Origin of the sequence: Flavobacterium cryophilum (genome assembly GCF_048286555.1) — a bacterium.
Classification (GTDB): Bacteria; Bacteroidota; Bacteroidia; order Flavobacteriales; family Flavobacteriaceae; genus Flavobacterium.
In genome coordinates this window covers 19,217-42,171 of the sequence record NZ_JBLVPZ010000008.1, presented here as the reverse complement: position 1 = coordinate 42,171, position 22,955 = coordinate 19,217, and the positions used below count along the sequence as shown (strand labels likewise).

General features: G+C 32.9%; 22 protein-coding genes. All 22 read left to right on the top strand.

From position 1 onward, the window contains the following. The first annotated feature begins 158 nt into the window (after positions 1-158). Positions 159-2,591: an SLBB domain-containing protein gene (locus ACNQGJ_RS12060; protein ID WP_417973086.1), complete on the top strand. Its 2,433-nt coding sequence runs from the start codon at positions 159-161 to the stop codon at positions 2,589-2,591. A gap of 296 nt (positions 2,592-2,887) precedes the next feature. After that, positions 2,888-3,952: a Wzz/FepE/Etk N-terminal domain-containing protein gene (locus tag ACNQGJ_RS12055; protein WP_417973084.1), complete on the top strand. Its 1,065-nt coding sequence runs from the start codon at positions 2,888-2,890 to the stop codon at positions 3,950-3,952. Between the two features lie 17 nt (positions 3,953-3,969). Further along, positions 3,970-4,395: an adenylyltransferase/cytidyltransferase family protein gene (locus ACNQGJ_RS12050; protein WP_417973351.1), complete on the top strand. Its 426-nt coding sequence runs from the start codon at positions 3,970-3,972 to the stop codon at positions 4,393-4,395. A gap of 61 nt (positions 4,396-4,456) precedes the next feature. Continuing rightward, positions 4,457-5,845 carry a UDP-glucose 6-dehydrogenase gene (locus ACNQGJ_RS12045; RefSeq protein ID WP_417973082.1) on the top strand — a complete coding sequence of 463 codons (1,389 nt, stop codon included), beginning with the start codon at positions 4,457-4,459 and terminating at the stop codon, positions 5,843-5,845. 46 nt (positions 5,846-5,891) lie between these two features. Then, positions 5,892-6,875, top strand: coding sequence for a UDP-glucuronic acid decarboxylase family protein (locus tag ACNQGJ_RS12040; RefSeq protein WP_417973080.1), 984 nt, complete (start codon positions 5,892-5,894; stop codon positions 6,873-6,875). A 182-nt stretch (positions 6,876-7,057) separates the two neighbouring features. Continuing rightward, the gene (locus ACNQGJ_RS12035) at positions 7,058-7,957 is read left to right on the top strand and encodes a nucleotide-diphospho-sugar transferase (RefSeq protein WP_417973078.1); all 900 of its coding nucleotides are present in this window, start codon (positions 7,058-7,060) and stop codon (positions 7,955-7,957) included. 465 nt (positions 7,958-8,422) lie between these two features. Continuing rightward, a complete protein-coding gene (locus tag ACNQGJ_RS12030; protein ID WP_417973075.1) occupies positions 8,423-9,055 on the top strand; it encodes a PI-PLC domain-containing protein in 633 nt (210 codons plus the stop codon). A gap of 3 nt (positions 9,056-9,058) precedes the next feature. Further along, positions 9,059-9,685: an HAD family hydrolase gene (locus ACNQGJ_RS12025; protein WP_417973073.1), complete on the top strand. Its 627-nt coding sequence runs from the start codon at positions 9,059-9,061 to the stop codon at positions 9,683-9,685. Then, a complete protein-coding gene (locus ACNQGJ_RS12020) occupies positions 9,678-10,403 on the top strand; it encodes a glycosyltransferase family 2 protein (RefSeq protein WP_417973071.1) in 726 nt (241 codons plus the stop codon). The genes ACNQGJ_RS12025 and ACNQGJ_RS12020 overlap by 8 nt, the downstream gene beginning before the upstream one ends. Before the next feature lie 8 nt (positions 10,404-10,411). Then, a complete protein-coding gene (locus ACNQGJ_RS12015; protein ID WP_417973069.1) occupies positions 10,412-10,741 on the top strand; it encodes a hypothetical protein in 330 nt (109 codons plus the stop codon). Next, complete coding sequence (locus ACNQGJ_RS12010) at positions 10,728-11,459, top strand: glycosyltransferase family 2 protein (protein WP_417973067.1); 732 nt, start codon at positions 10,728-10,730, stop codon at positions 11,457-11,459. Before ACNQGJ_RS12015 ends, ACNQGJ_RS12010 begins: the two co-directional genes overlap by 14 nt. Before the next feature lie 2 nt (positions 11,460-11,461). After that, positions 11,462-12,181, top strand: a complete 720-nt coding sequence (locus ACNQGJ_RS12005; RefSeq protein ID WP_417973065.1) for a hypothetical protein — start codon at positions 11,462-11,464, stop codon at positions 12,179-12,181. Continuing rightward, positions 12,178-13,629, top strand: coding sequence for an oligosaccharide flippase family protein (locus ACNQGJ_RS12000; protein ID WP_417973063.1), 1,452 nt, complete (start codon positions 12,178-12,180; stop codon positions 13,627-13,629). The genes ACNQGJ_RS12005 and ACNQGJ_RS12000 overlap by 4 nt, the downstream gene beginning before the upstream one ends. 14 nt (positions 13,630-13,643) lie before the next feature. Next, positions 13,644-14,762, top strand: coding sequence for a non-hydrolyzing UDP-N-acetylglucosamine 2-epimerase (wecB, locus tag ACNQGJ_RS11995; RefSeq protein ID WP_417973061.1), 1,119 nt, complete (start codon positions 13,644-13,646; stop codon positions 14,760-14,762). 16 nt (positions 14,763-14,778) lie between these two features. After that, positions 14,779-15,885, top strand: a complete 1,107-nt coding sequence (locus ACNQGJ_RS11990; protein WP_417973059.1) for a glycosyltransferase family protein — start codon at positions 14,779-14,781, stop codon at positions 15,883-15,885. Then, positions 15,864-16,751, top strand: a complete 888-nt coding sequence (locus tag ACNQGJ_RS11985) for a glycosyltransferase family 2 protein (RefSeq protein ID WP_417973057.1) — start codon at positions 15,864-15,866, stop codon at positions 16,749-16,751. The genes ACNQGJ_RS11990 and ACNQGJ_RS11985 overlap by 22 nt, the downstream gene beginning before the upstream one ends. A 33-nt stretch (positions 16,752-16,784) precedes the next feature. Next, positions 16,785-18,104, top strand: coding sequence for a hypothetical protein (locus tag ACNQGJ_RS11980; protein WP_417973055.1), 1,320 nt, complete (start codon positions 16,785-16,787; stop codon positions 18,102-18,104). Continuing rightward, entirely contained in the window at positions 18,088-19,146 is a 1,059-nt protein-coding gene (locus tag ACNQGJ_RS11975; protein WP_417973053.1) for a glycosyltransferase family 4 protein, read from the top strand. Before ACNQGJ_RS11980 ends, ACNQGJ_RS11975 begins: the two co-directional genes overlap by 17 nt. Positions 19,147-19,212: 66 nt before the next feature. After that, positions 19,213-19,887 (top strand): WecB/TagA/CpsF family glycosyltransferase, encoded by a 675-nt coding sequence (locus tag ACNQGJ_RS11970; RefSeq protein WP_417973051.1) that lies wholly within the window; start codon positions 19,213-19,215, stop codon positions 19,885-19,887. A gap of 179 nt (positions 19,888-20,066) precedes the next feature. Beyond that, positions 20,067-20,960: an NAD-dependent epimerase/dehydratase family protein gene (locus ACNQGJ_RS11965; RefSeq protein WP_417973050.1), complete on the top strand. Its 894-nt coding sequence runs from the start codon at positions 20,067-20,069 to the stop codon at positions 20,958-20,960. Between the two features lie 147 nt (positions 20,961-21,107). Then, entirely contained in the window at positions 21,108-21,656 is a 549-nt protein-coding gene (gene rfbC, locus ACNQGJ_RS11960; protein WP_417973048.1) for a dTDP-4-dehydrorhamnose 3,5-epimerase, read from the top strand. Between the two features lie 219 nt (positions 21,657-21,875). Beyond that, positions 21,876-22,715 carry a BRO-N domain-containing protein gene (locus ACNQGJ_RS11955; protein WP_417973046.1) on the top strand — a complete coding sequence of 280 codons (840 nt, stop codon included), beginning with the start codon at positions 21,876-21,878 and terminating at the stop codon, positions 22,713-22,715. Positions 22,716-22,955 lie beyond the last annotated feature (240 nt).

Here is a 22,955-nt window from a genome sequence, read left to right as displayed (position 1 = left end):
GATTTGTAGAAATTTTTTAAAAAAAGTAGGGCCATTATGTGACTTACTTATGCGAAGCGGTGCATTGTATTTAATACCAGCCTATTGCATATAGAGTGTTTAAAATTAGATACAGTTAACAGCTTGTGAATTTGATAAAATTAAATTTTAGATTAAATATGAAAAAAATAATTGCTACCCTAATCTTGTTGTTTGCTCTTTTTCAGACTTCCAATACATTTGCACAGGACTTGTTGAAAAGCACTGATTTAAGTACGTTAAAAGTGGATTATTTATCAGATAGTGATATTGCAAAAATTAAAACGCAGCTGCAGACCAATAATGTAACCATTGAGCAAGCGGAACCGATGGTTTTGGCAAAAGGAATGCCTGCAGCCGAGTTTGCTAAATTAAAGGAACGTTTAGCAATGCCAGCGACAAAAACGGAATTGGTTAAGAAGGATAACAAAGCAGACGATGCTACTGAAAAAGAAGATGCATTTGGAAGAAAACAAGAAAAAATTGTCAATACAAAAGTAAAAGATTCTATCAATGCTTTGATTTTTGGTTCGGAGCTGTTCGATAATCCTACGTTGAATTTTGAACCCAATTTGAAATTGGCGACGCCTGTAAATTATGTATTGGGACCTGGCGATGAATTGCAAGTCAGTGTATATGGAGTACAGGAATTTAATGCGAGCATTCCCGTATCTACAGAAGGTAAAATAACCATTCCATATGTAGGTCAGATTTCCGTTTCCGGGATGACGATTGAGGCCGCTACCCAAAAAATAAAAGGAGCCATTGCCAAAGTGTATAGTACAGTAGGATCTGGACAATCTCAAGTAGCAGTGACTTTGAGTCGCATCAGAACAATCAGAGTGACAATAATAGGGAGCAAGCAACCGGGTAATTATTCAATTTCCTCTTTGGCAACCGTTTATAATGCCTTATTTTTAGGTGGAGGCCCTGGTAAGAACGGAAGTTATAGAAATATTGAATTGCTAAGAGATAATAAAGTATACAGGAATATTGATATTTATCGCTTCCTTGTGAATGGAAACCAGTCGGATAATGTGGGTTTAAAGGATAATGATGTCGTTCGAATCCCTGCTTATAATCAAAGAGTCACTGTCGAAGGACAGGTAAAACGTCCTGGGATTTTTGAGATGAAGCCGGGCGAAACATTCTCGGACCTATTATCTTTTGCTTCAGGATTCAATGAATTTGCATACACCGCTTCGGTAAATGTTTTGCAAAAAACGGATAAAGAATTTAAAGTAATTGACATTAATGCATCCGAATTTAGTAGCTATACCCCGCTTTCTGGTGATGTGTTTCGAGTGACTAAAATTTTAAATCGATTTGAAAACCGGATTAAAATAGATGGCGCCGTTTTTAGACCCGACACTTATTCTTTTTATGAAGGCATGCGCATTTCAGATCTTATTGCAAAAGCGGATGGCTTGAAAGAAGATGCTTATAGCAATAGAGCACGAATTATACGACTACAACCGGATTTAACTACGGAAATCGTCAATGTAGATTTGGGTAAAGCCTTATCAGGAGATTTGGAAGCTGATGTTGCGTTGAAGAAAGAAGACATCGTAACGGTTTATTCGATTTTGGATTTTGTAGAAGACTATAAAATAACTATCGATGGAGAAATAAAAAAACCTGGTGTTTATGATTATTATGAGAATTTGACTCTAAATGATCTATTGGTTCAAGCTGGCGGCTTAACCGGTTCCGCTTCTAAAAGAGTAGAAGTGGCCAGAATGATTCAGTCGGAAGAAATTGATGATGCCAATCCGAATAAAGCACAATTGTTTAATTTAGAGATTACGGCAGAAAATAATGAACAGTTACAAAACTTTGCCTTGCAACCTTTTGATGTCGTGAATATCAGAAAAATGGCGGTGTATGAAAAGCCTGAGATGGTAACCGTCAGTGGAGCGGTTCATTACGCCGGTAAATATGTTTTGGCTGGTAAAAAAGACCGAGTGTCTGATGTAATTGAAAGAGCCGGCGGTTTGACATCAATTGCCAATATAGAAGGAGTTAAGATCAAGAGACCGATTCAAGCCAAACAAATTGAAGATCTTGAAAATGTGAATCTGAACTTGGGCAAAAAAGACAGCATTCAAAATAAATTAGAAAAAAAATTAAAAGAAGATTTAAAATATGCCACTATTCCAGTAGATTGGAAGTCCATCGTTAAGAACCCAAAAAGCAACACCAATGTGACTTTATTTCCAGGAGATGAGATTGAAGTGGCTGCTTACAATGAAGGTGTAAAAGTGGCGGGTAATGTATTGTTGACTTCAGAGATTCCTTACACGAAAGGGAAAGGATTTAATTATTATTTAAATGCTGTAGGAGGAATTGATGCGAAAGGCTGGAAGAAAAAGGCCTACATTATTTATCCAAATGGTAAAGCGGATGTGGCCAGTTCATTCTTGTTTATTAGATCCTATCCGAAAGTAACTGCGGGTTCTCAAATTATAGTACCAGAAAAACCGGAAGTTAAAAAAATGAGTACTGGGGAATTTGTCAGTATCGCTGGAGTATTAGCGAGTTTGGCAGGGATTGTAATCGCTTTGATTAGGTAATAGTGTTTAGTGATCAGTGATCAGTTTCAGTTTACAGTAAAACAGAGTTCAGATAGTGGATTTCATTTGTTTTACCCCAACCTTAAAGGGAGACAAATGAAAACAGATAACCGAGCGGCGTTTTTAATTTGTTTTACCCCAGACCTAAAGGGAGCCAAATGAAAAATCGATAATCTACTTCTCGATACAATTTTATGCAACTCCTGTCGCTATTTTATAAAATCACTTGAAGTGACCCCTCGGTAAAAACTCGGGGCAGGCTAATTAACAGACAACGGATAACAGAAAACCGAAAAATGAACGAACAAATACCCAACGACGAAATATCGTTAAAAGAACTTATTGAAAAAGGAAGAGAATGGTTTTCTTATTTGCTTGGGAAGTGGAAGATTATTGTTTTAGCAGGGATTATTGGGGCATGTTTAGGGTTGGCCTATTCCTTCATTAAAAAGCCGGTTTATACTGCGACTTTGTCCTTTGCATTAGAAGATGAAAAAGGTGGCGGTGGATTGGGCGGTGCCCTTGGATTGGCCAGTTCACTTGGTTTAGACCTCGGCGGTGGTGGCGGTAGTATTTTTACCGGTTCTAATTTGACCGAATTGTTTAAGTCTCGTGCTATGGTAGAACAAACCTTATTGAGTCCTGTTACTTCCAATGGTAAAGTTATTTCTTTGGCTGAAATGTATATTCAGAATAACGGATGGAGAAGCAAATGGAACGATAATCCCAAATTCAAGGACATCCAGTTTTTGCCGAATGTAAAAAGAAAATATTTCACGCGGGTACATGACAGTATCTTGGGAGGTATGTATGAAAGTTTGTCAAAAAACGGATTAACGGTTGCTCAAAAAGACAAGAAAGTTGCCATTATATCTATTGATGTGTCTTCTACCGATGAATTGTTTTCGAAGTATTTTGCGGAAGCTTTGGTCAATGAGGTATCTAATTTTTACGTGACGACCAAAAGCAAAAAAGCACGAATGAATATGGATATCCTAGAACGACAAACGGATTCTATTCGTCGTGAGTTAAACGGAGCCATTACTGGTGTGGCAGTGGCCAATGACAATACGTTTGGTTTGAACCCCGCCATGAATGTACGCCGTGCTCCTTCGGCCAGAAGACAGGTCGATGTACAGGCGAATACCGCGATATTGACTGAATTGGTCAAACAAACGGAGTTGGCTAAAGTAACGTTACGAAAAGAAACACCATTGATTCAAGTGATTGATAAACCTATTTTGCCCTTGAAAAAGGAAAAGTTCGGGAAGGCGAAAGGAATTGTGATAGGTGGTTTTTTAGCGGGGTTTTTGACTGTTATATTTCTTTTAGTTAGACGTATTTTAAAACAATTAGTGTAAATATGGACAGCAATACAATACGAGTTGGAATAACTTTTAGTGCTTTTGATTTGTTTCATGCAGGACATGTGAAAATGCTAGAAGAAGCGAAACGACAATGTGATTATTTGATTGTTGGTTTGCAAACGGATCCTACGCTAGATCGACCGGGTAAAAACCAACCCGCACAAACTGTGGTAGAGCGATACATACAAGTGCAAGGTTGTAAGTTTGTGGATGAGATTGTCCCCTATGCTACCGAACAGGATTTGGAAGATATATTGCGTTCGTTTAAAATTGATGTGCGTATTGTAGGCGATGAATATAGAGAACAAGATTTTACAGGGCGACTGTATTGTGAAGCCAAAGGAATTCTGTTGTATTTCAATACACGAGACCATCGGTTCTCGAGTTCAGGATTGAGGAGAGAGGTACATCAAAAAGAGTTGGATAATAGCAAATAGTATTTTAATAATCTAATATGATTATTTTATTACAGAATAATATGCTGAATAGTAAAGAAAAATGATTACAAAAATTTGTTGCATAGGGGCTGGATATGTTGGCGGGCCTACTATGGCTGTTATTGCACAGAAATGCCCGCAGATTGAAGTGACTGTAGTGGATTTGAATGCCGAACGAATTGCGGCCTGGAATGATGAGGATGTAGCCAATATTCCCATTTATGAGCCTGGTTTAGCAGACATTGTTGCTGAAGCCAGAGGACGAAATTTGTTTTTTTCTACTGATGTTGAAAAGGCGATTGATGAAGCCCAAATTATTTTTATATCGGTTAACACGCCTACCAAAACCTATGGAAAAGGTAAGGGTATGGCTGCCGATTTGAAATTTATCGAATTGTGTGCCAGACAGATTGCAAAGATCGCCAAGGACAATAAAATTGTGGTGGAAAAATCGACTTTGCCGGTACGGACTGCCGAGGCTATTAAAAGTATTTTGGACAATACCGGTAATGGAGTTCAGTTTCAAATTCTTTCGAATCCGGAGTTTTTGGCTGAGGGAACGGCTGTACAGGATTTGTTGAATCCTGATCGGATTCTTATTGGAGGTGATCCTTCAGAAGGGGGACAAAAGGCAATACAGGCACTTGTTGATGTTTATTCTAATTGGGTTGCTTCGGATAAAATATTGACTACCAATGTGTGGTCGTCGGAATTGTCAAAGTTGACTGCCAATGCTTTTTTGGCACAAAGGATTTCGTCGATTAATGCGATGTCGGAGCTATGTGAAAAAACGGGTGCAGATGTCAATGAGGTGGCCAAAGCGATAGGAATGGACAGCCGAATTGGCTCTAAATTCCTAAAAGCTTCAGTTGGATTTGGGGGCTCTTGTTTTCAAAAAGACATTTTTAATCTGGTTTATATTGCAAAATCATACGGATTGAATGAAGTGGCTAATTATTGGGAGCAGGTAATCATCATGAATGACCATCAAAAAAGTCGTTTTTCCAATACTATTGTTCGAACGCTTTACAATACTGTTTCAGATAAGAAGATCACGTTTTTGGGATGGGCTTTCAAAAAAGACACTAATGATACCCGAGAATCGGCAGCTATTTATGTGGCAGATGATCTGATCAACGAGCGGGCCCAAATTGCGGTCTATGACCCTAAAGTATCGCGAAAGAAAGTTTTGGCTGATTTGGATTATCTGGAGAGTAGAACTGCTGTAGCTAATGCCAACAATATCGTGTCTTTTGACAATCCTTATGAAGCCTGTGAAAGGGCACATGCTATTGCTGTGCTTACCGAATGGGATGAGTTTGTTACGTATGACTGGCAACGAATATACGATTCGATGCAAAAGCCTGCTTTTGTTTTTGATGGAAGGAATGTTTTAAATAAAGCAGAATTGGAGAATATTGGCTTTGTATATAAAGGAATTGGGGGGTAAAATATTGTTTTGTCCAATTAATAAAATAATGCAAAAATAAATTTCAATGAGTAAAAGGGTTTTAATTACAGGGGCAGCAGGATTTTTAGGGTCACATTTGTGTGATCGATTTATTGCGGAAGGTTACCAAGTTGTTGGTATGGACAATCTAATTACTGGTGATTTAAAAAACATTGAACATTTATTTCCATTAAAGAATTTTGAATTTTATAACCACGATGTCTCAAATTTTGTTCATGTTGCTGGAAAATTAGATTATATTTTGCACTTTGCATCACCGGCAAGTCCGATAGACTATCTAAAGATACCAATACAAACATTAAAAGTAGGTTCGTTAGGTACACATAATTTATTAGGATTGGCAAAGGAGAAAGGTTCAAGATTTCTTATTGCTTCAACATCTGAAGTATATGGTGATCCAACAGTACATCCACAGCCAGAAGAATATTGGGGTAACGTAAACCCAGTAGGGCCAAGAAGTGTGTATGATGAGGCTAAACGTTTTCAAGAGGCTATTACTATGGCCTATCATACCTTTCATGGGATAGACACAAGAATAGTTAGGATTTTCAATACGTATGGGCCAAGGATGAGATTTAATGATGGAAGAGTATTACCTGCATTTATAGGTCAGGCGTTAAGGGGAGAAGATTTGACAATTTTTGGAGATGGATCACAAACAAGAGCATTTTGTTATGTTGACGATTTAGTTGAAGGTATATATAGACTTTTAATGTCTGATTATGCTCATCCAGTTAATATTGGTAATCCAAATGAAATTACAATGAATGATTTTGCTAAAGAAATCATAAAACTGACAGGAACATCTCAAAAAATAGTATATCATCCATTACCTCAGGATGATCCAAAACAGAGACAACCAGATATTACTAAGGCGAGGACTCTTTTAGGATGGGAACCAAAAATTACCCGTCAAGTAGGTCTTGAACGAACTTATGATTATTTTAAAAAATTATCTCAATCAGAGTTAAATAAGTCACATAGGGAATTTGAATCAAAAACAAGTTGAATTTGATGTATTTGTTACAAATTAAATTTCAAGAGAATTCTAAATCCAATTAGTTTATATTGATATTAGTTTTTTAGTAATAAGATTGGCATTTAGTTTTTAGTAAGATAAAGTTTAATAAATTAAAAAAACATAGATAGAACTCAAGATATAAAAGTTTTTTCTGTCAAAAAAATATAATAATGAAAAATTCATTTGACGTGCCTGTACTTTTTCTAGTGTTTAACCGTCCTGAGAAAACAAAACAAATCTTTGATAGGATTCGGTCTGTAAAACCTAAGTATTTTTATATAGCTGCGGATGGACCCAGAGCAAATAAAGAGGGGGAATCCGACTTATGTAACGAAGTAAGAGATATAATTGGTAAAATTGATTGGGATTGTGAAGTTAAATATCTTTTAAGAAATGAAAATTTAGGATGTTCCAAAGCGATTGTATCAGCGATTGATTGGTTTTTTGAAAATGAAGAACAAGGTATTATATTAGAAGACGATTGTTTGCCAGATCCAAGTTTTTTTTCTTACTGCAATGAGTTATTGGTTAAATACAAGGACAATAAGGAAGTTATGATTATTAGTGGTACAAATTTAGGGAATTCATTTGGAAGCGATAGTTATTTCTTCTCCAGATATGGTCAAATATGGGGCTGGGCAACCTGGAGAGACGCTTGGAATAAGTACGAGCGTACTATTATTACTAAGGATAAGAGTTTAAAATTCAGGTCTCGCCAAGAAAAAAGCTTTTGGAACAAAAACTTTACTAACGTTATATGGGATGTACAATGGGCTATTTATTCTGTTTGGAAAAATAGCGGAATTGCTGTTATACCTAACAAAAACCTGGTTTCCAATATTGGGTTTGGATTAGATGCTACCTATTACACCGATGAAAATAGCATTAATTCAAATATTGCATTAAGTGCAATGAGTTTTCCTTTGAGGCATCCAATTGAAATTGGAATTAACGGTTCAATAGAGGATGTATTATTTTATAATCATTATTATGTTCCGATTCATAAAAAAATAAAAAATAAACTGGGAAGAATTTTGGGCTCTTGGGGCCTAAAAGGTAGTTCTATTTAGGCTTAGTTCTCTTTAGGATATGAATCGACTGATTAATAGTAAGTGATTTAAATGCGCTATATTTGACCCTGAAAAAATCTATGGCAATTCAATGTCAATAGAAGCAGTAAAAAGTTTAGTATATAAAAATAAAAGTATTACAGAAATCATTAAAGGATAGAATAAATGAAAAAGTTAAGGATCGTGGAGGACAAGGCAAAAAGTGCATAAGATGACTCCGCTTCCCACAACAATCTGAATCCAAACGTGTTCCAATATTGGTTAAAAAAGGCACCTTGTGGATTCTTAATGCGTTTTTACCGAGGGTTCGTAGATGATTTTATAACTACCTAAATGAATTCTGTTATTAACATAAAAGAAGTTATTTGTGAGACAAAATGATTAATAGGCATATTGTTGAAGAGATAAGTCACCAATGAAATGAATTTCAGGTATGATTATGAACAAGCATAAAAAATATTATAAATGAATATAATTTCACACAGAGGTTATTGGAAGGCGGAAGAGGAAAAAAATAAATTGATTAGTTTTGATAGGTCGTTCAAATTGGGGTTTGGGACAGAAACAGATGTCAGGGATTATAGAGGAGAATTAGTGATATCACATGATATTCCAGATGAGAATAGTATGAGTTTAGATGTTTTTTTTAAGTTATATAATACTAATTGTAATTCGGCTTTAACTTTGGCGTTGAATATCAAATCTGACGGTTTACAATTAAAGCTAAAAAATAAATTATTAGAATTTGGAATAGAAAATTATTTTGTTTTTGATATGTCTATTCCTGATACACTTGGGTACTTAAAAAACAATATAACGACTTTTTCGAGACACAGTGAATATGAACCAATTCCTGCTTTTTTTAGTGAAAGTAAAGGAATATGGCTTGATGCTTTTGGTTCGATTTGGTTTGATGATAAAATAATATTAGATCATATTAAAAAAGGAAAAAAAGTTGCGATCGTATCACCAGAACTTCATAAACGAAATCCTATTGAATTTTGGGAATACTTAAAAATAAATAAATTACATCAATCAGAAGATATTATACTTTGTACAGATATTCCTGAAGATGCTATTGAATTTTTTAACAATTAAATTATGAAGATTAAAGCAGTAATTTTTGATATGGACGGTGTTTTAATTGATGCACGTGATTGGCATTACGAATCGTTAAATAAAGCTCTTGCTTTGTTTGGTACAGAAATAAACAGATATGACCATTTGGTTACATTTGACGGACTTCCTACAAAAAAAAAATTAGAAATGTTAAGTTTGGAGGGAGGACTTCCCGTTAAACTTCATGATTTTATTAATGATTTAAAACAAGAGTATACATGGGAAATTGTTTATACAACATGTAAGCCAATTTTTCATCACCGGTATGCTTTGTCAAAACTTAAAAATGACGGATATTTTTTAGCTGTTTGTTCAAATTCTGTTCGTAAGACTATTGATTTAATGATGGAAAGATCCGGACTAATGCCATATTTGGATTTTTTTTTATCAAATCAAGATGTCGAAAGGGGAAAGCCAGATCCTGAAATTTATACTAAGGCAATAAATAAATTAGGGTTGCAACCTAGTGAATGTTTAATCGTTGAAGATAATCAAAATGGAGTCAAAGCGGCTCTTGCTTCTGGTGCACATTTGCTTAAAGTTGAGAATCCAGACGATGTGACCTATCAAAATATCGTTAAACGAATTAAAGAAATTGAAAATGCTTAAAATAATAATACCATTAGCGGGTTCTTCTGAAATATTTCAGAAGGCTGGGTTTCCTTATCCAAAACCTTTAATTGAAATTAAAGGTAAACCAATGATTGAATGGGTAATAGAGAGAACAAAATCTATAACTATACCAAATCAAATCATTTTTATTATTAAAGAAGAAGACGCTGCTAAATATCACTTAGATAATACATTAAAATTGTTGGAGTCTAATTGTGAAATCGTTAAGATTAAAAAAAATACTAAGGGAGGGTTGTGTTCTGTATTAATGGCTATTGATAAAATTGAAAATGATGATGCTATCTTAATATTGAATAGCGATCAAATTATTGATGTCAATTTATCTGAAATTAGCAATTATTGGTTAAAGGAGCATTCAGATGTTGGAGTTATTACTTTTAATTCGGTTCATCCTAGATGGTCCTACGCTTTAACTGAAAATGATGACATTATTCAAACTGCCGAAAAAAATCCAATAAGTAATATGGCCATAGCAGGTTATTATTATTTTAATTCTGCTAAGCTTTTTTTCGAATGTGCTTTTCAGACAATCATCAATGATGTAAAGAATGATGGTATGTTTTTTATATCTCCGGTAATTAATGAGTTTATATTAAGGAATAAAAAAGTTAATTTTTTTCAAATTGCTAACCAAGATTATCATTCGTTTTATTCTCCGAAATTAATAACAGAGTTTGAAACTTCCTGTAAATAGAAAGAAATATGGCATTAGAAAAATATAATTTAAACGAAATGTTTAAGGGGTGGTTCATTGGAAATTTTGAACCTTCTTTATTTAAAACAAATGACGTTGAGATTGGAGTAAAGAAGTATCAGGAAGGGGAGTTTGAAAATTTACATTTTCACAAAATAGCAACTGAATTTACTGTTATTATAAGCGGTGTTGTTGAAATGAATGGTGTTCAGTATACTGAAAATGATATAATAAAAATAATACCAGGAGTATCAACAAATTTTAAGGCTTTAACTGATGTAATAACCGTTGTTGTGAAATTACCTGGCGCAAATAATGATAAATATGAGCAAGATTAATATTGTAATTCCAATGGCTGGCTTAGGAAGCCGTTTTGCAAGTGTTGGATATGAAAAATCAAAACCATTTATTGATGTGGATGGGAAACCAATGGTAGTAAGAGTTCTGGATAATCTTAATTATCCTGATGCGAAATATATTTTAATAGCCCGCAAGGAACATTTAGAGAAAGAGAAATTATTAGTAGAACAGATTGAAAAGGAGTATAATGCGACCTTCATTGGGATTGATAAATTAACTGAAGGGACTGCTTGTACCGTTTTATATGCGAGAAAGTATATAAATAATGACTTACCATTGTTAATTGCTAATTCAGACCAAATTGTTGATGTTTCAATACCGGATTTTATAAATGATTGTTTCAATAGGCATTTAGATGGTTCTATATTAACTTTTATAGATTTAGAATTGAATCCAAAGTGGTCTTTTGCTAAGCTGAATAGCAATGATTTAGTTGTTGAGGTAAAAGAAAAAGAGGCAATCTCTAAATTTGCGACAGTTGGGATATATCTGTTTAATAAAGGTAGTGATTTTGTGGATTCAGCTATTGACATGATAATAGAAAATGATCGTGTAAATAATGAGTTTTATTCTTGCCCTGTCTATAATTATTTAATAAAAAATCAAGCAAAGGTAGGGATTTACAATATTGAATCAAGTGCAATGCATGGAATCGGGACACCTGAAGATCTGGATCAATATCTTAAACTATTATAATAATGAGCAAACATTTAGATGTTTCAGTTATAATTCAAGGGCCAACGAAATATTTCAAAGAAGTTGTTGGAGCGTATTCGGGCGTAAAAAATGTTTTATGGTGTACCTGGAAAGATGAGCCACAAGAAGTAATTCGTGCAATTGAAGAATCGGGTATATATGTTCATCTTATAGAAAAACCTAAAAAAGCTGGTTATTGGAACGTTAATTTTCAATGTAAAAGCACTTATGAGGGACTCTTGAGAAGCAAAGAGTTATTTGGAACTGAATATTATTTGAAAGTTAGATCCGATTTTTATGTTACTAATATATCTCTTTTATTTGAAAGATTTCTTAATACAAATGAAGCGATAAATTTTATCGGGTGGGCTAATGTACAAGGTGGTTATTTTTTAGATTATGTAGTTTTTGGTGATTATTTTAATATGGAAAAATATTGGAGATTTTCAGATCTTGAGGATAACGGACGTCCGTGCCCAGAAATTTTTCTAATGAAAAGTTTTTTTGGTGATAATTGTTTGTCAACTCAATTTAAAATGAATCGTGTTTCTAGATTTCCATTATTAAACGATATTAAATTTAATTGGGTTTCAAGAGGAATTAATATAAGAGATTTTTCTTCAAAATTAGAGTTTAATTATACAGAAAAAAGAATTCTATTTTATTTTAAATTTAAGATAAAAAATTTAGTAGACAGGATTAACAATATTATAAAACATTGAGTATTTTAAAAAATTATTTTTTTAGTCTGAGTATTCAGATAATGAATATATTAACGCCGTTAATTACGCTTCCTTTGGTTGTTAGAGCTCTTGGTAATGGTGGAATGGGTAAAATTGCCATTACAAGTAGTATTTTATCTTATTTTTTGATATTGAGCTCTTTAGGACTAACTTCTTATGGTAATAAAGTTATAGCAAAAAGTAATAAGAAAGAGGATTTGACTAAAAGTTTTAATACTATTTTAAACCTGCAATTACTATATACGACAATTTCTGTTTCTGCATTTATCGTATACATCTTGTTTTTTGGATTTGGTCTTAGATTGGTTTTATGGATTTCTCTATTACAGTTATTAGCTACTTATATCGATTTTACCTGGTTTTTTTACGGAATTAATGAGATTAAGACTGTTGCTGTAAGAAATATTATTATAAAATTGTTAGGTATAATTTTGATATGGTTTTTTGTTAAGACTAGTGAAGATATATATAATTATTTTTGGATTTTGGGAGGTTCAAGCCTTTTAGCTAATTTATCTGTTTTTTTTATTATAAAAAAACATGTTGATTTTAACTTTTTTAAATTGGATTTTAGAATTAATAAAACAGATTTAATTACATCGCTCTATATTATTTTTCCACTATTTATAATGGCTTTATATTCGAACGTGGATAGATTTATTATCTTAAGTTTTTTGAAAAATTATGATAGTGTTGGGATTTATGATGTTGGTATAAAGTTTATTTCCATTTTTGCTGTTTTAATAGTCTCTTTGCGGCCTTTAATGATTTCTAAAATTTCTAGTATTAATGATGATTTAGATAAGATTGAGGAGTTGGTGTGCAAATCAATTTCCTTAGTTTTTTATATTTCTATTCCCATTTGTATCTTACTCTTTTTAAATGTGGAGAGTTTTATTAGTTTATTTTTGGGTGCTAGATTTATTGAATCTGCTTTTATTATCAAGATCTTAGCTATTCAAATTTTATTAACAGGTATAGGTGATGTTTTTGTAAATCAGATATTAATCTCTATTGGCCAAGAAAAGAAGGTTTTCGCAATAATGTGTGTTTTGTGTTTTTTTTTAGTAGTGTTATACATAATGTTCATTCCAATATTTGGAATTTATGGAGCTGCAGTAAGTAGTGTAATTGCACATTTTTTTATTTTGTTTTTAGAGTTTTATTATGTGAACCGATATATTAAAGTGCGAATTAATGTTTCGGATATTTTGAAATGCTTTGTTGCAGGTAGTGTTTGTGCTGCAGTTTTATGTAGCATAAATAATTTGTTTTTAATTAATACTTATTTTAGATTGATGATGGTTTCTATTTTAGCAGTACTAACTTATGTAGGGATTTGTTTTTTATTTAGAGTAAAATTACAAGAAAACATTATAGGAGTTGTAAAGGTTAGCAGGAAAATGAATAATGAATTTAAGGTTTAGTTGAAATTAGAATTATGAAAAAAATATTGATTATTTTTGGGACACGTCCGGAAGCTATAAAAATGGCGCCATTAGTAAAAGAATTTTTAAAGCATCCTGACAAGTTTGACACAAAAGTTTGTGTTACAGCACAACACAGAGAAATGTTAGACCAAGTTTTAGATTTTTTTGAAATTAAGCCAGATTACGATTTGAATCTTATGAAGCCGGGGCAAAATTTATTTACATTAACAGCAGATGTTATTGTTTCAATGAAACCTGTTTTTGAAGACTTTAAACCTGATTATGTTTTTGTCCATGGAGATACCACTACTTCTACTGCGGCAGCCTTATCTTCTTTCTATGCAGGAATAAAAGTTTGTCATGTTGAGGCTGGATTGCGTACTAATAATAAATTATCGCCATTTCCGGAAGAGATGAACAGACAGCTGACAGGCAGATTGGCTGATTTGCATTTTGCGCCTACTGAACAAGCGAAAATAAATTTGCTTTTAGAAGGGATTAGTCCTAAAAGTATTTTTGTTACCGGGAATACTGTCATTGACGCTTTGTTATACGCTAAGGATAAAGTGGAAGAGGTTGATGATGATCAAATTGAGTCATTAAAGACCATTATTGATAAATCAAAAGACTTAGTGTTAGTAACAGGACATAGAAGAGAAAATTTTGGAGATGGATTTATAAATATTTGTAAGGCTTTAAATCAATTGGCTTTACAAGAGAATGTCCAGATTATTTATCCTGTTCATTTGAATCCAAATGTTCAGAAACCTGTTAATGAAATATTAGAGAAAACTAAAGATGTACATCTGATTAATCCGTTGGCTTATCCTGCTTTTGTTTGGTTAATGAAACAATCTAAAATTATTATTACAGATAGTGGAGGTGTACAAGAGGAAGCTCCTAGTCTTGGAAAGCCTGTTTTAGTGATGCGGGATACTACAGAAAGGCCCGAAGCAATTGAAGCAGGAACAGTTATTCTTGTTGGAACGGATACTTCTGAAATTGTAAATCAGGCAACATCTTTGTTAAATAATAATCACTTATATGAAAAAATGAGTAAATCGCATAACCCTTATGGTGATGGATTGGCTAGTGGAATTATAATTGATTGTCTGTTGAAAAGTAATTGATTTAAATTAATATTTTATGCGAATTATTTACTTAATGCATGTTTCCTGGTTTTGGGCTAAACAACGTCCTCAATTTATTGCTCAACATTTATCTAAAGAAAATAAGATTACTGTTATTTATCCTCAGCAGTTTGGAAAGAAGGAAAAGGGAGTAGGAAATTTAAATCCAAATCTAAAAATAAAATATTTCAGGAGGATACCCGGAGCATACAAAATAAGGTTATTTGGAATGGTGCATGACTTAATGGTTGCTAGTCAGCTTTGGTCAGATATCCGTAAAACTGATGTAGTTTGGGTGACACATCCTTTTTTATACCGTTTTTTAGTTTTTTTTAATTTTAGCAATAATGTAAAACTTGTTTACGATTGTATGGATGATGTCCTTGAATTTCCTGATACAGTGAATAATGTCAGCAGGCGAAAATCCATGCTTGAATTAGAAAAGGCGTTGGTAAGTAAATCAAAAATTGTATTTTCAACATCTCATTATCTTTCCGAAAAATTGAAAAAACGCTATGGTTCTGATTTAAATCCGAAGTTGGTAAATAATGCGATTAACATTGATAGTTTTACCGAAAAGTCACATGAAGAATTACCGGAAGTGATCGAGAAATGTTTTAGAGATGATTGTGTCAATATAGTTTATGTAGGAACTATATCTTCTTGGCTTGACTTAGATCTTATTAGAAAAAGTATTGGTATTCAAGATAAATTGAATTATATTTTAGTGGGACCATCTGAGATATCCTTACAAAATGAAGAAAGATTGAATTTTCCTGGACCAATTAAACATGAATTAGTACCTGCTCTTTTAAAACGTGCCGATGTATTAACAATGCCTTTTATTTTAAATGAGCTTATACTAGCAGTTAATCCTGTTAAATTATACGAATATATATATTCAAATAAACCAATAGTAAGTGTTAGATACGAAGAGACAGAGCAATTTTCCCCTTACGTTATGTTGTATAAGAACGAGGAGGAATATTTGAAAATAATGCAACAGCTTGTATTAGGAGATTTTCCAGTAATAGATGTTGACTGTAATCAATCTTTTGTAAAGAATAATACTTGGAATAAAAGAGTCGAAATTATTCAGGAATGTTTAATAAAAGAGATATGATTTTAAGTGAAACATTGGTGCTTTTAGTCAACTATAATAATTATTCAGACACCATAGATTGCATTAAATCTCTTGAAAGATCAGTAATTGATAATTTTCAAATATGTATTGTTGATAATTGCTCTCAAGACGAATCCCTTCAGTATTTTAAGATTGAGTTTTGTTTAAAGGAAATGGAGCATGATAAATACCTATATTGGATTGGGTGTAAAGGAAATATAAAGGTGCATCTATTCCAGAATAAAGGAAATTTAGGTTTTGCTAGTGCTAATAATATTGGTATAAATTTTGCTTGTCAGCAACTCTTTAAATTTGTTTGGATACTTAATAATGATACTGTTGTCCTTCCAGAAACTTTAAGCAACTTAATTGGTACTGCAGAAGTTGCTGTAAATAATAAAAAAAATATAGCTATAGGAGCAAGGGTTTTATCCTATTACACAAATGATTTTGATTCAGATGGTTTTGGTTATTTAAATCTGTTTACTAGCCAAACTTCACATTTGTCAAAATATATAGTTCAAAAGAAATATTTAGTTGCTTCCTCTTTGTTCCTTAATGCCAGTAATCAATTGCCTCTAATGGATGATAGGTTTTTTCTCTATTACGAAGATATAGACTATAGTATTCAGCTCACTAAGGCAAATTATGAGTTGATTTTTGATTCTAGTGTATTGGTGAGACATAAAATAAGTGCCAGCACAAAATTAAATGAAAATATTGAAAATATAAAAATTGAGAGCATGGTATCGTTTTATAAAAAAAACTACCGCTACTTATTACCAATACTTTTGGCTACTAGATTATTTTATTACGTCCTAAAAGGAAGATATAATTATTTAGGAGTGTTTTTAAAACAGTTTTAAATATGTGTTCATACATTAAAATTTTAATGAAAAATGTCCGAGAATACGATAAGTTATTACGATAAATTCAAAGAGAAATCAATTGATTTTAAATGGATTTTGTTTTTAGTAGGTTTTTTTTCATTCTGTAATGGCATCTTTATTAAGATAGGTGCTTTTAATATTAGGTTCTCGGATTTTTTTTTTTATGCATTTCCAGTACTAATATTTTTATATTTTAAAAAAGTAAGAATAAAAAGAACAGAGTTTTTTTTACTGTTTCTAATTTTTACTCTATTTATGCTTCTTGTTTTAAGAGGAATATTTCCTTTAGTAACAAATGCGACTTATGATAGTTATTTTGTAAAGTTTCTGTTCAATCGTATTTTATGGATCCCAATATACGCATTGTTTTATCTGGTTTTCAGAGGGAAGTTACTGTTTTATTTTTCAGTAGGTCTCTTTGTCGGTTTATTTTTTAATTCTGTTTTTGTTTTATATGAATATACTGTTATTATTTTGGGTAAAATTCCTGATTATAATATGCTATCCTCTATGGGGGTTTATTTTGATGAAAAGAAAATGGATATATTTAATCAAGGTTTCATACGTCCTACTGGGTTGATGATGGATCCGAATTATACTGCCGGATATAGTGGTATAGGAATTCTGTTTGCTGAGAAATTAAAATTAAAATCGAAACATAAATATCGTTTTATTATTGGACAAACATTTCTGCTAATAGTTATGTTTTTACTATTGTCACGAACAGCAATTTTCTCTTTTCTCATTGTTGTTTTTGTCTTTTTTTTATTAGTCTTAATTTCTGATAGAAATGAAGTGCTTAAGTCTTTTGAAGTTATAGCATGGAGACCATTAGTTTTGTTAATTTGTTTTTTCATTCTTATATCTATAGTTGCATCTGGCATAGGGATTGATGTCTGGCAACTTTTGGGCGATAGGTTTAGTTCTAATGATTCTAGTACTGCGACTAGAGTGTCTTATATCGATGATTACTTCAGCAAAGTTCCTTTTTTATTAATATTATTTGGGTTTGGTACTTCACGTGCAGGAGTAGGAATCGATAATTATGTTAATAATTATACTATTTCAGATGAAGTCTGGACGCCAGAATCCAGTATTTTAACTATGATGATTGAACAAGGGGTATTATTTATTTTATTATATTTTATATTGAGTGTGATTTTCTTTTATCGTCTTTATAAGATTGATAAATATTATGCTGCTGTTTTTATGTATGTTAATCTTATTGGTATATCATATAATTTTTTAGGCGATCGACTTTTTTGGTTTATGTACATTATTCTAATATTAACTATTCCTACCTATAATAAAAATGAAAATACTTATTGATTTAACTGGGTTGTATGATAGAAAACATACGGGGGTTGAGAACTATTCAAAAGAATTATTTAATGAGCTATGTGATCAAAAACTAGATGTGATTGGCATTTTTTCTAAGGAGAATCAGTTATCAAAAGATCAAAAACAAGCTATATCGTTCTTCAAAAATAGAGTGATTAATGATTTTTTTGCAATTCCTTTTTTTATATTAAAGTATCGTCCAAAAGTTGTTATATTTCCGATTTTTCCTCCTTTGGTTTTGATCTATTTGTTTCGATTATTGGGTGTTAAAATTGTTCCTGTCGTACACGACTTAGCTTTTAAACGTTATAGTTATACATTGTCTTTATTGGCAAAAATATATCTTTCGTATAGGTATTTTGCGGCATTGAAATTTTCTTCATCAATTATAACGGTTTCTGAGCATGTTAAATTAGATATTATGCAATTTACACGTTGTAAAATATATAATTTTGGTCAGCATATAGAATCTATTTCGTTACCAAATAGTAAAGAAATTATTTATACCGTTCTTGATCGTTATTCAGTAGTAGCGGGTGAGTATATTTTATCTGTATCTACAGTTGAGCCTAGGAAAAACCTAAAGTATCTGTTGCGAATAATGATTTGTTTTAATCAAATGGGTTTGAATACAAAATTGTTACTGGTCGGGCGTATGGGATGGAATTCAGATAAGGAGTTGAATGGGCTATTAGAAGAGCTTGGCGATAAGGTTTTGTTTACAGGATATGTTACAAACGAAGAACTTTCTGTACTTTATAGTAATTGTAACTATTTTATGTTAATGTCTTTATATGAGGGGTTCGGAAGAACTCCGCTGGAGGCTGCGTTGTTAGGGGCTCAAGTTGTAGTTTCAGATATACCTGCTTTTCGAGAAAATTTAGACGGCCTAGCTACATTCTTGTCTCTTGACGACATAGAAGTTGCTATTGACGTATTGAAAAATAGAACACATCATGAGATTAATACTGCAACACTTTTAGAGGTGGTCAATGATAAATGGAAGGTAGATGTGGAATTACTTGTTTAGTTTGAGAATAAAAACATTTGTTATGTTCTTAAATAATGCATTATAATAAATTTAAAATAATTTTATATGGTTAACTTTTTTGCAGGTATCCCTTTCTCAACTGAAGATATTGAAGGAATTTCAAAGCTTTCTTTTGCTCGAATAGCAACAGTAAATAATGAATATATTTTTAATTACCATACTGATATTAATTTTAAAAATACATTAAAGGATGCAGTTTTTGTCTGTGATGGCCGCATTCCTTTTTTGTTTAGCAAAAATGTTTTAAAAAAATATATTGTTAATATTACAGGTATTGATCTGATAAAGTTTGTTTACGGATCAGGTCAGTTTAAATCGGTTCTTTTTATTGGAGATACTGATGAAGCTAATTTTGAAATAGTTGATTATTTTAATAAAGCTGGTTTTCGAGCTACTGGTTGGAATCCTTTTATCGGAGACTTAGGGGATTTAAAACTAAACGAGGATTTTTTTAAATACGATGCAGTATTTGTGGCATTAGGTTGTAAAAAGCAAGAGAAGTTTATTGATTATTTTAAAAATGATATGCAAAAAAATGGAGTTCAGCTTGTTGCTGGAATTGGAGGCGCATATAGTATTTTTTTAAATAAGAAAACCTTACCTAGTTTTGTTTATAATGCTGGGTTGGGTTCTATTTGGCGTTTATTTCAAGAGTTCAAGTTATTTAGGATTATTCGCTTATTTGACTCTTTGAAAGCTTTTAGATATTATTTTAAATAAGACTAGATTGGCCTTCTGTTTAGGATTTAACTAGATAAGAGTTAGTTTCTAGAGTGTAGTTAATCATTTTTACGAATAGATTAATGTGTTAATTAGTTGTGTACTTAAATATAATGGGCTCTAAAAAAGGGGTGAAATGGCATATTTTAAGCCCAGATTTTATACAATAAATAAATTTAATGAAAATAATTATCACAGGGGTAAGCGGATTTGTTGGACAGAATCTTAAAAGATATTTAGAATCATTACACGAGTTGCATTCTCTTTCAGTGCGCTATAAGCCGCAGCAACAGTTTAAGTTGGATGGATATGCGATCGTACATTCGGCAGGAAAGGCACATGACTTGAAGAAAGTGTCTAATGCAAAAGCTTATTACGATGGTAATTTTGAGTTAACTAAGCAGTTATTTGATTCTTTTTTGGTGTCGGAAGCCAAAGTATTTGTATTTATCAGCACAGTAAAAGCTGTTGCAGATGAAGTAAAGGGAATGTTGAATGAAGATGAAATTCCCAATCCTAAAACGCACTATGGTAAATCTAAGCATCAGGCAGAACAATATATTTTATCTAAAGAACTACCAATAGGAAAACGAGTTTATATTCTAAGGCCTTGTATGATTCACGGTCCTGGAAATAAAGGGAATTTAAATTTATTGTATCAATTGGTTGCCAAAGGATTTCCTTGGCCTTTGGGAGCTTTTGAGAACCAACGTTCTTTTCTGAGTATCGAAAATCTCTGTTTTGTTATTAAGGAATTAGTAGAAAACGAGACGATTCCATCTGGGGCGTATCAAATTGCAGATGATCAGCCTTTGTCTACTAATGAATTGATCCAATTACTTGGGACGAGTTTAGATAAAAGAAGTAGCATTTGGAATATAAGCTCCTCTTGGATTACAGGGGTAGCTAGGCTTGGGGATTATTTGCATTTGCCTTTAAATTCAGAACGATTACAAAAATTAACAGAGAATTTCGTGGTCAGTAACCAAAAAATTGTAAAGGCAATTGGAAAACCGTTGCCTATTGAATCAAAAGATGGTTTGTTGAGGACGTTTGAATCTTTCCGGAAATAAAATTATGTTGGATGCTGTTTTCCTTGTCTCTCAAAAAGGGCTTCGACTGCGCTCAGCCTGACAAAACATTATAATTTAGCGACATTTATGGATAACCATATGATATTGGATTCAAGTTATCTAAACATAAAATTTTAATTAGACAAAATGACGATTGAAAAAACAACTATACAAGATTTAGTAATCATTACCCCGACAGTTTTTGAAGACTCGCGTGGGTATTTTTTTGAAGCGTATAATCAGGCTCAATTACATGAAAATGGAATCAATTATAAATTCATTCAGGACAATCAGTCTTTCTCCAAAAGAGGAGTGATTCGTGGTTTGCATTTGCAAATAAATCCTTTTGCTCAGGCGAAATTAGTTCGTGTATTAGAAGGAGAAATCCTGGATGTAGCGGTAGATTTGCGTAAAAATTCGCCTACTTACGGGCAATACTTTAGCGTAGTTTTAAGCGCTGAAAATAAAAAACAATTGATGGTGCCTCATGGGTTTGCCCATGGTTTCTCCGTTTTGAGTGAAACTGCTTCGGTGCTTTATAAAGTGGATCAATTGTATCATAAGGAGAGCGAAAGAGGGATTCGTTATGACGATCCTATTTTAGCTATTGATTGGCAGGTGAGCCCTAAAGAAATAATTGTTTCAGAAAAGGATCTAATTTTGCCGAGTTTTGAGGATGTTGATTGGGAGTTTTAAGCTCTTAACCGCAAAGTTCGCAAAGGTGGCGCGAAGGTCTCAAAGTCTTTTTTGTTTGTGAGTTGTACTCATGGGGCGTTTTAAAAAGGGTTTAAAGTTTAAGGTTTAAAGTTGTTGTCAAAATAATTTTCGTTTTACCCCAGCTCTAAAGGGAGCAAAAGTTTAGAACGTGTTTTTGTCTCGACTATCAAGTATAAATTGTTTAAGATACTATTGCGTATGAAACAAAATCAGTCCTTACAGTTGTTTGAAGATAAAAAGGTACGTACCCTTTGGGATACCGATCAAGAAAAATGGTATTTTTCTATAGTAGATACTATTGCAGTTTTGACTGAAACCCCAAATGCCAGAAAATATTGGAGTGTTCTGAAAATGCGTTTAAAAAAAGAAGGGAGTCAGTTGACTACAAATTGTAGTCAACTGAAAATGCAATCTGCTGATGGGAAATATTATAAAACAGATGTGGCTGATACGGAACAATTGTTTAGACTGATACAATCGATACCTTCACCAAAAGCAGAGCCTTTCAAGCTTTGGCTGGCACAAATAGCATCTGAGCGCTTGGATGAAATGCAAGATCCAGAACTGACTATCGACCGAGCATTGGAGCAATATTTGCAATTGGGTTATTCTGAAAATTGGATCAATCAACGGTTAAAAAGTATTGAGATCCGGAAAGAATTAACAGACGAATGGAAAAGTAGAGGGTTAAAGGAAGGAATTCAATTTGCTACATTGACGGACATTATCTCCAAAGCTTGGTCAGACAAAACGACCAAAGAGTATAAAGTGTTGAAGGGGCTGAAAAAAGAAAATTTACGGGATAATATGACGAACACTGAATTAATCCTAAATATGTTGGCTGAGGCTTCTACGAAAGACATTTCTCAAGCCGTGAATCCCGAAAGTTTTGAAGAGAGTCAAAAAGTTGCTCAGCAAGGAGGCAATGTAGCCAAAGTAGCTCTCCAAGAATTGGAAGCTAGGACGGGTAAAAAAGTTGTAACAGGATTGAATGCAAAACAGGTTCTGGATGCTAAGAATAAAGAACAACAGGAGTAGTTTGTCGAATCGGTAATGGGTTATGGGTTTTCGGTTCTTAGCGAGAAGAGGTTTTTAACAGCAAAGAGCGCAAAGAAACCGCAAAGTTCGCAGAGGCGCTTCGCTTGTTTTTAACCGCAAAGTTCGCAAAGTTTTGGCTTAACCACAAAGGGCGAGTGACGAGTGTCCTCCGGCAAGCTGAGGATGACAGTGTTCAGGGAGTTAGGACTGAATAGTGAGAAGTGAATAGGCGTAAAATTT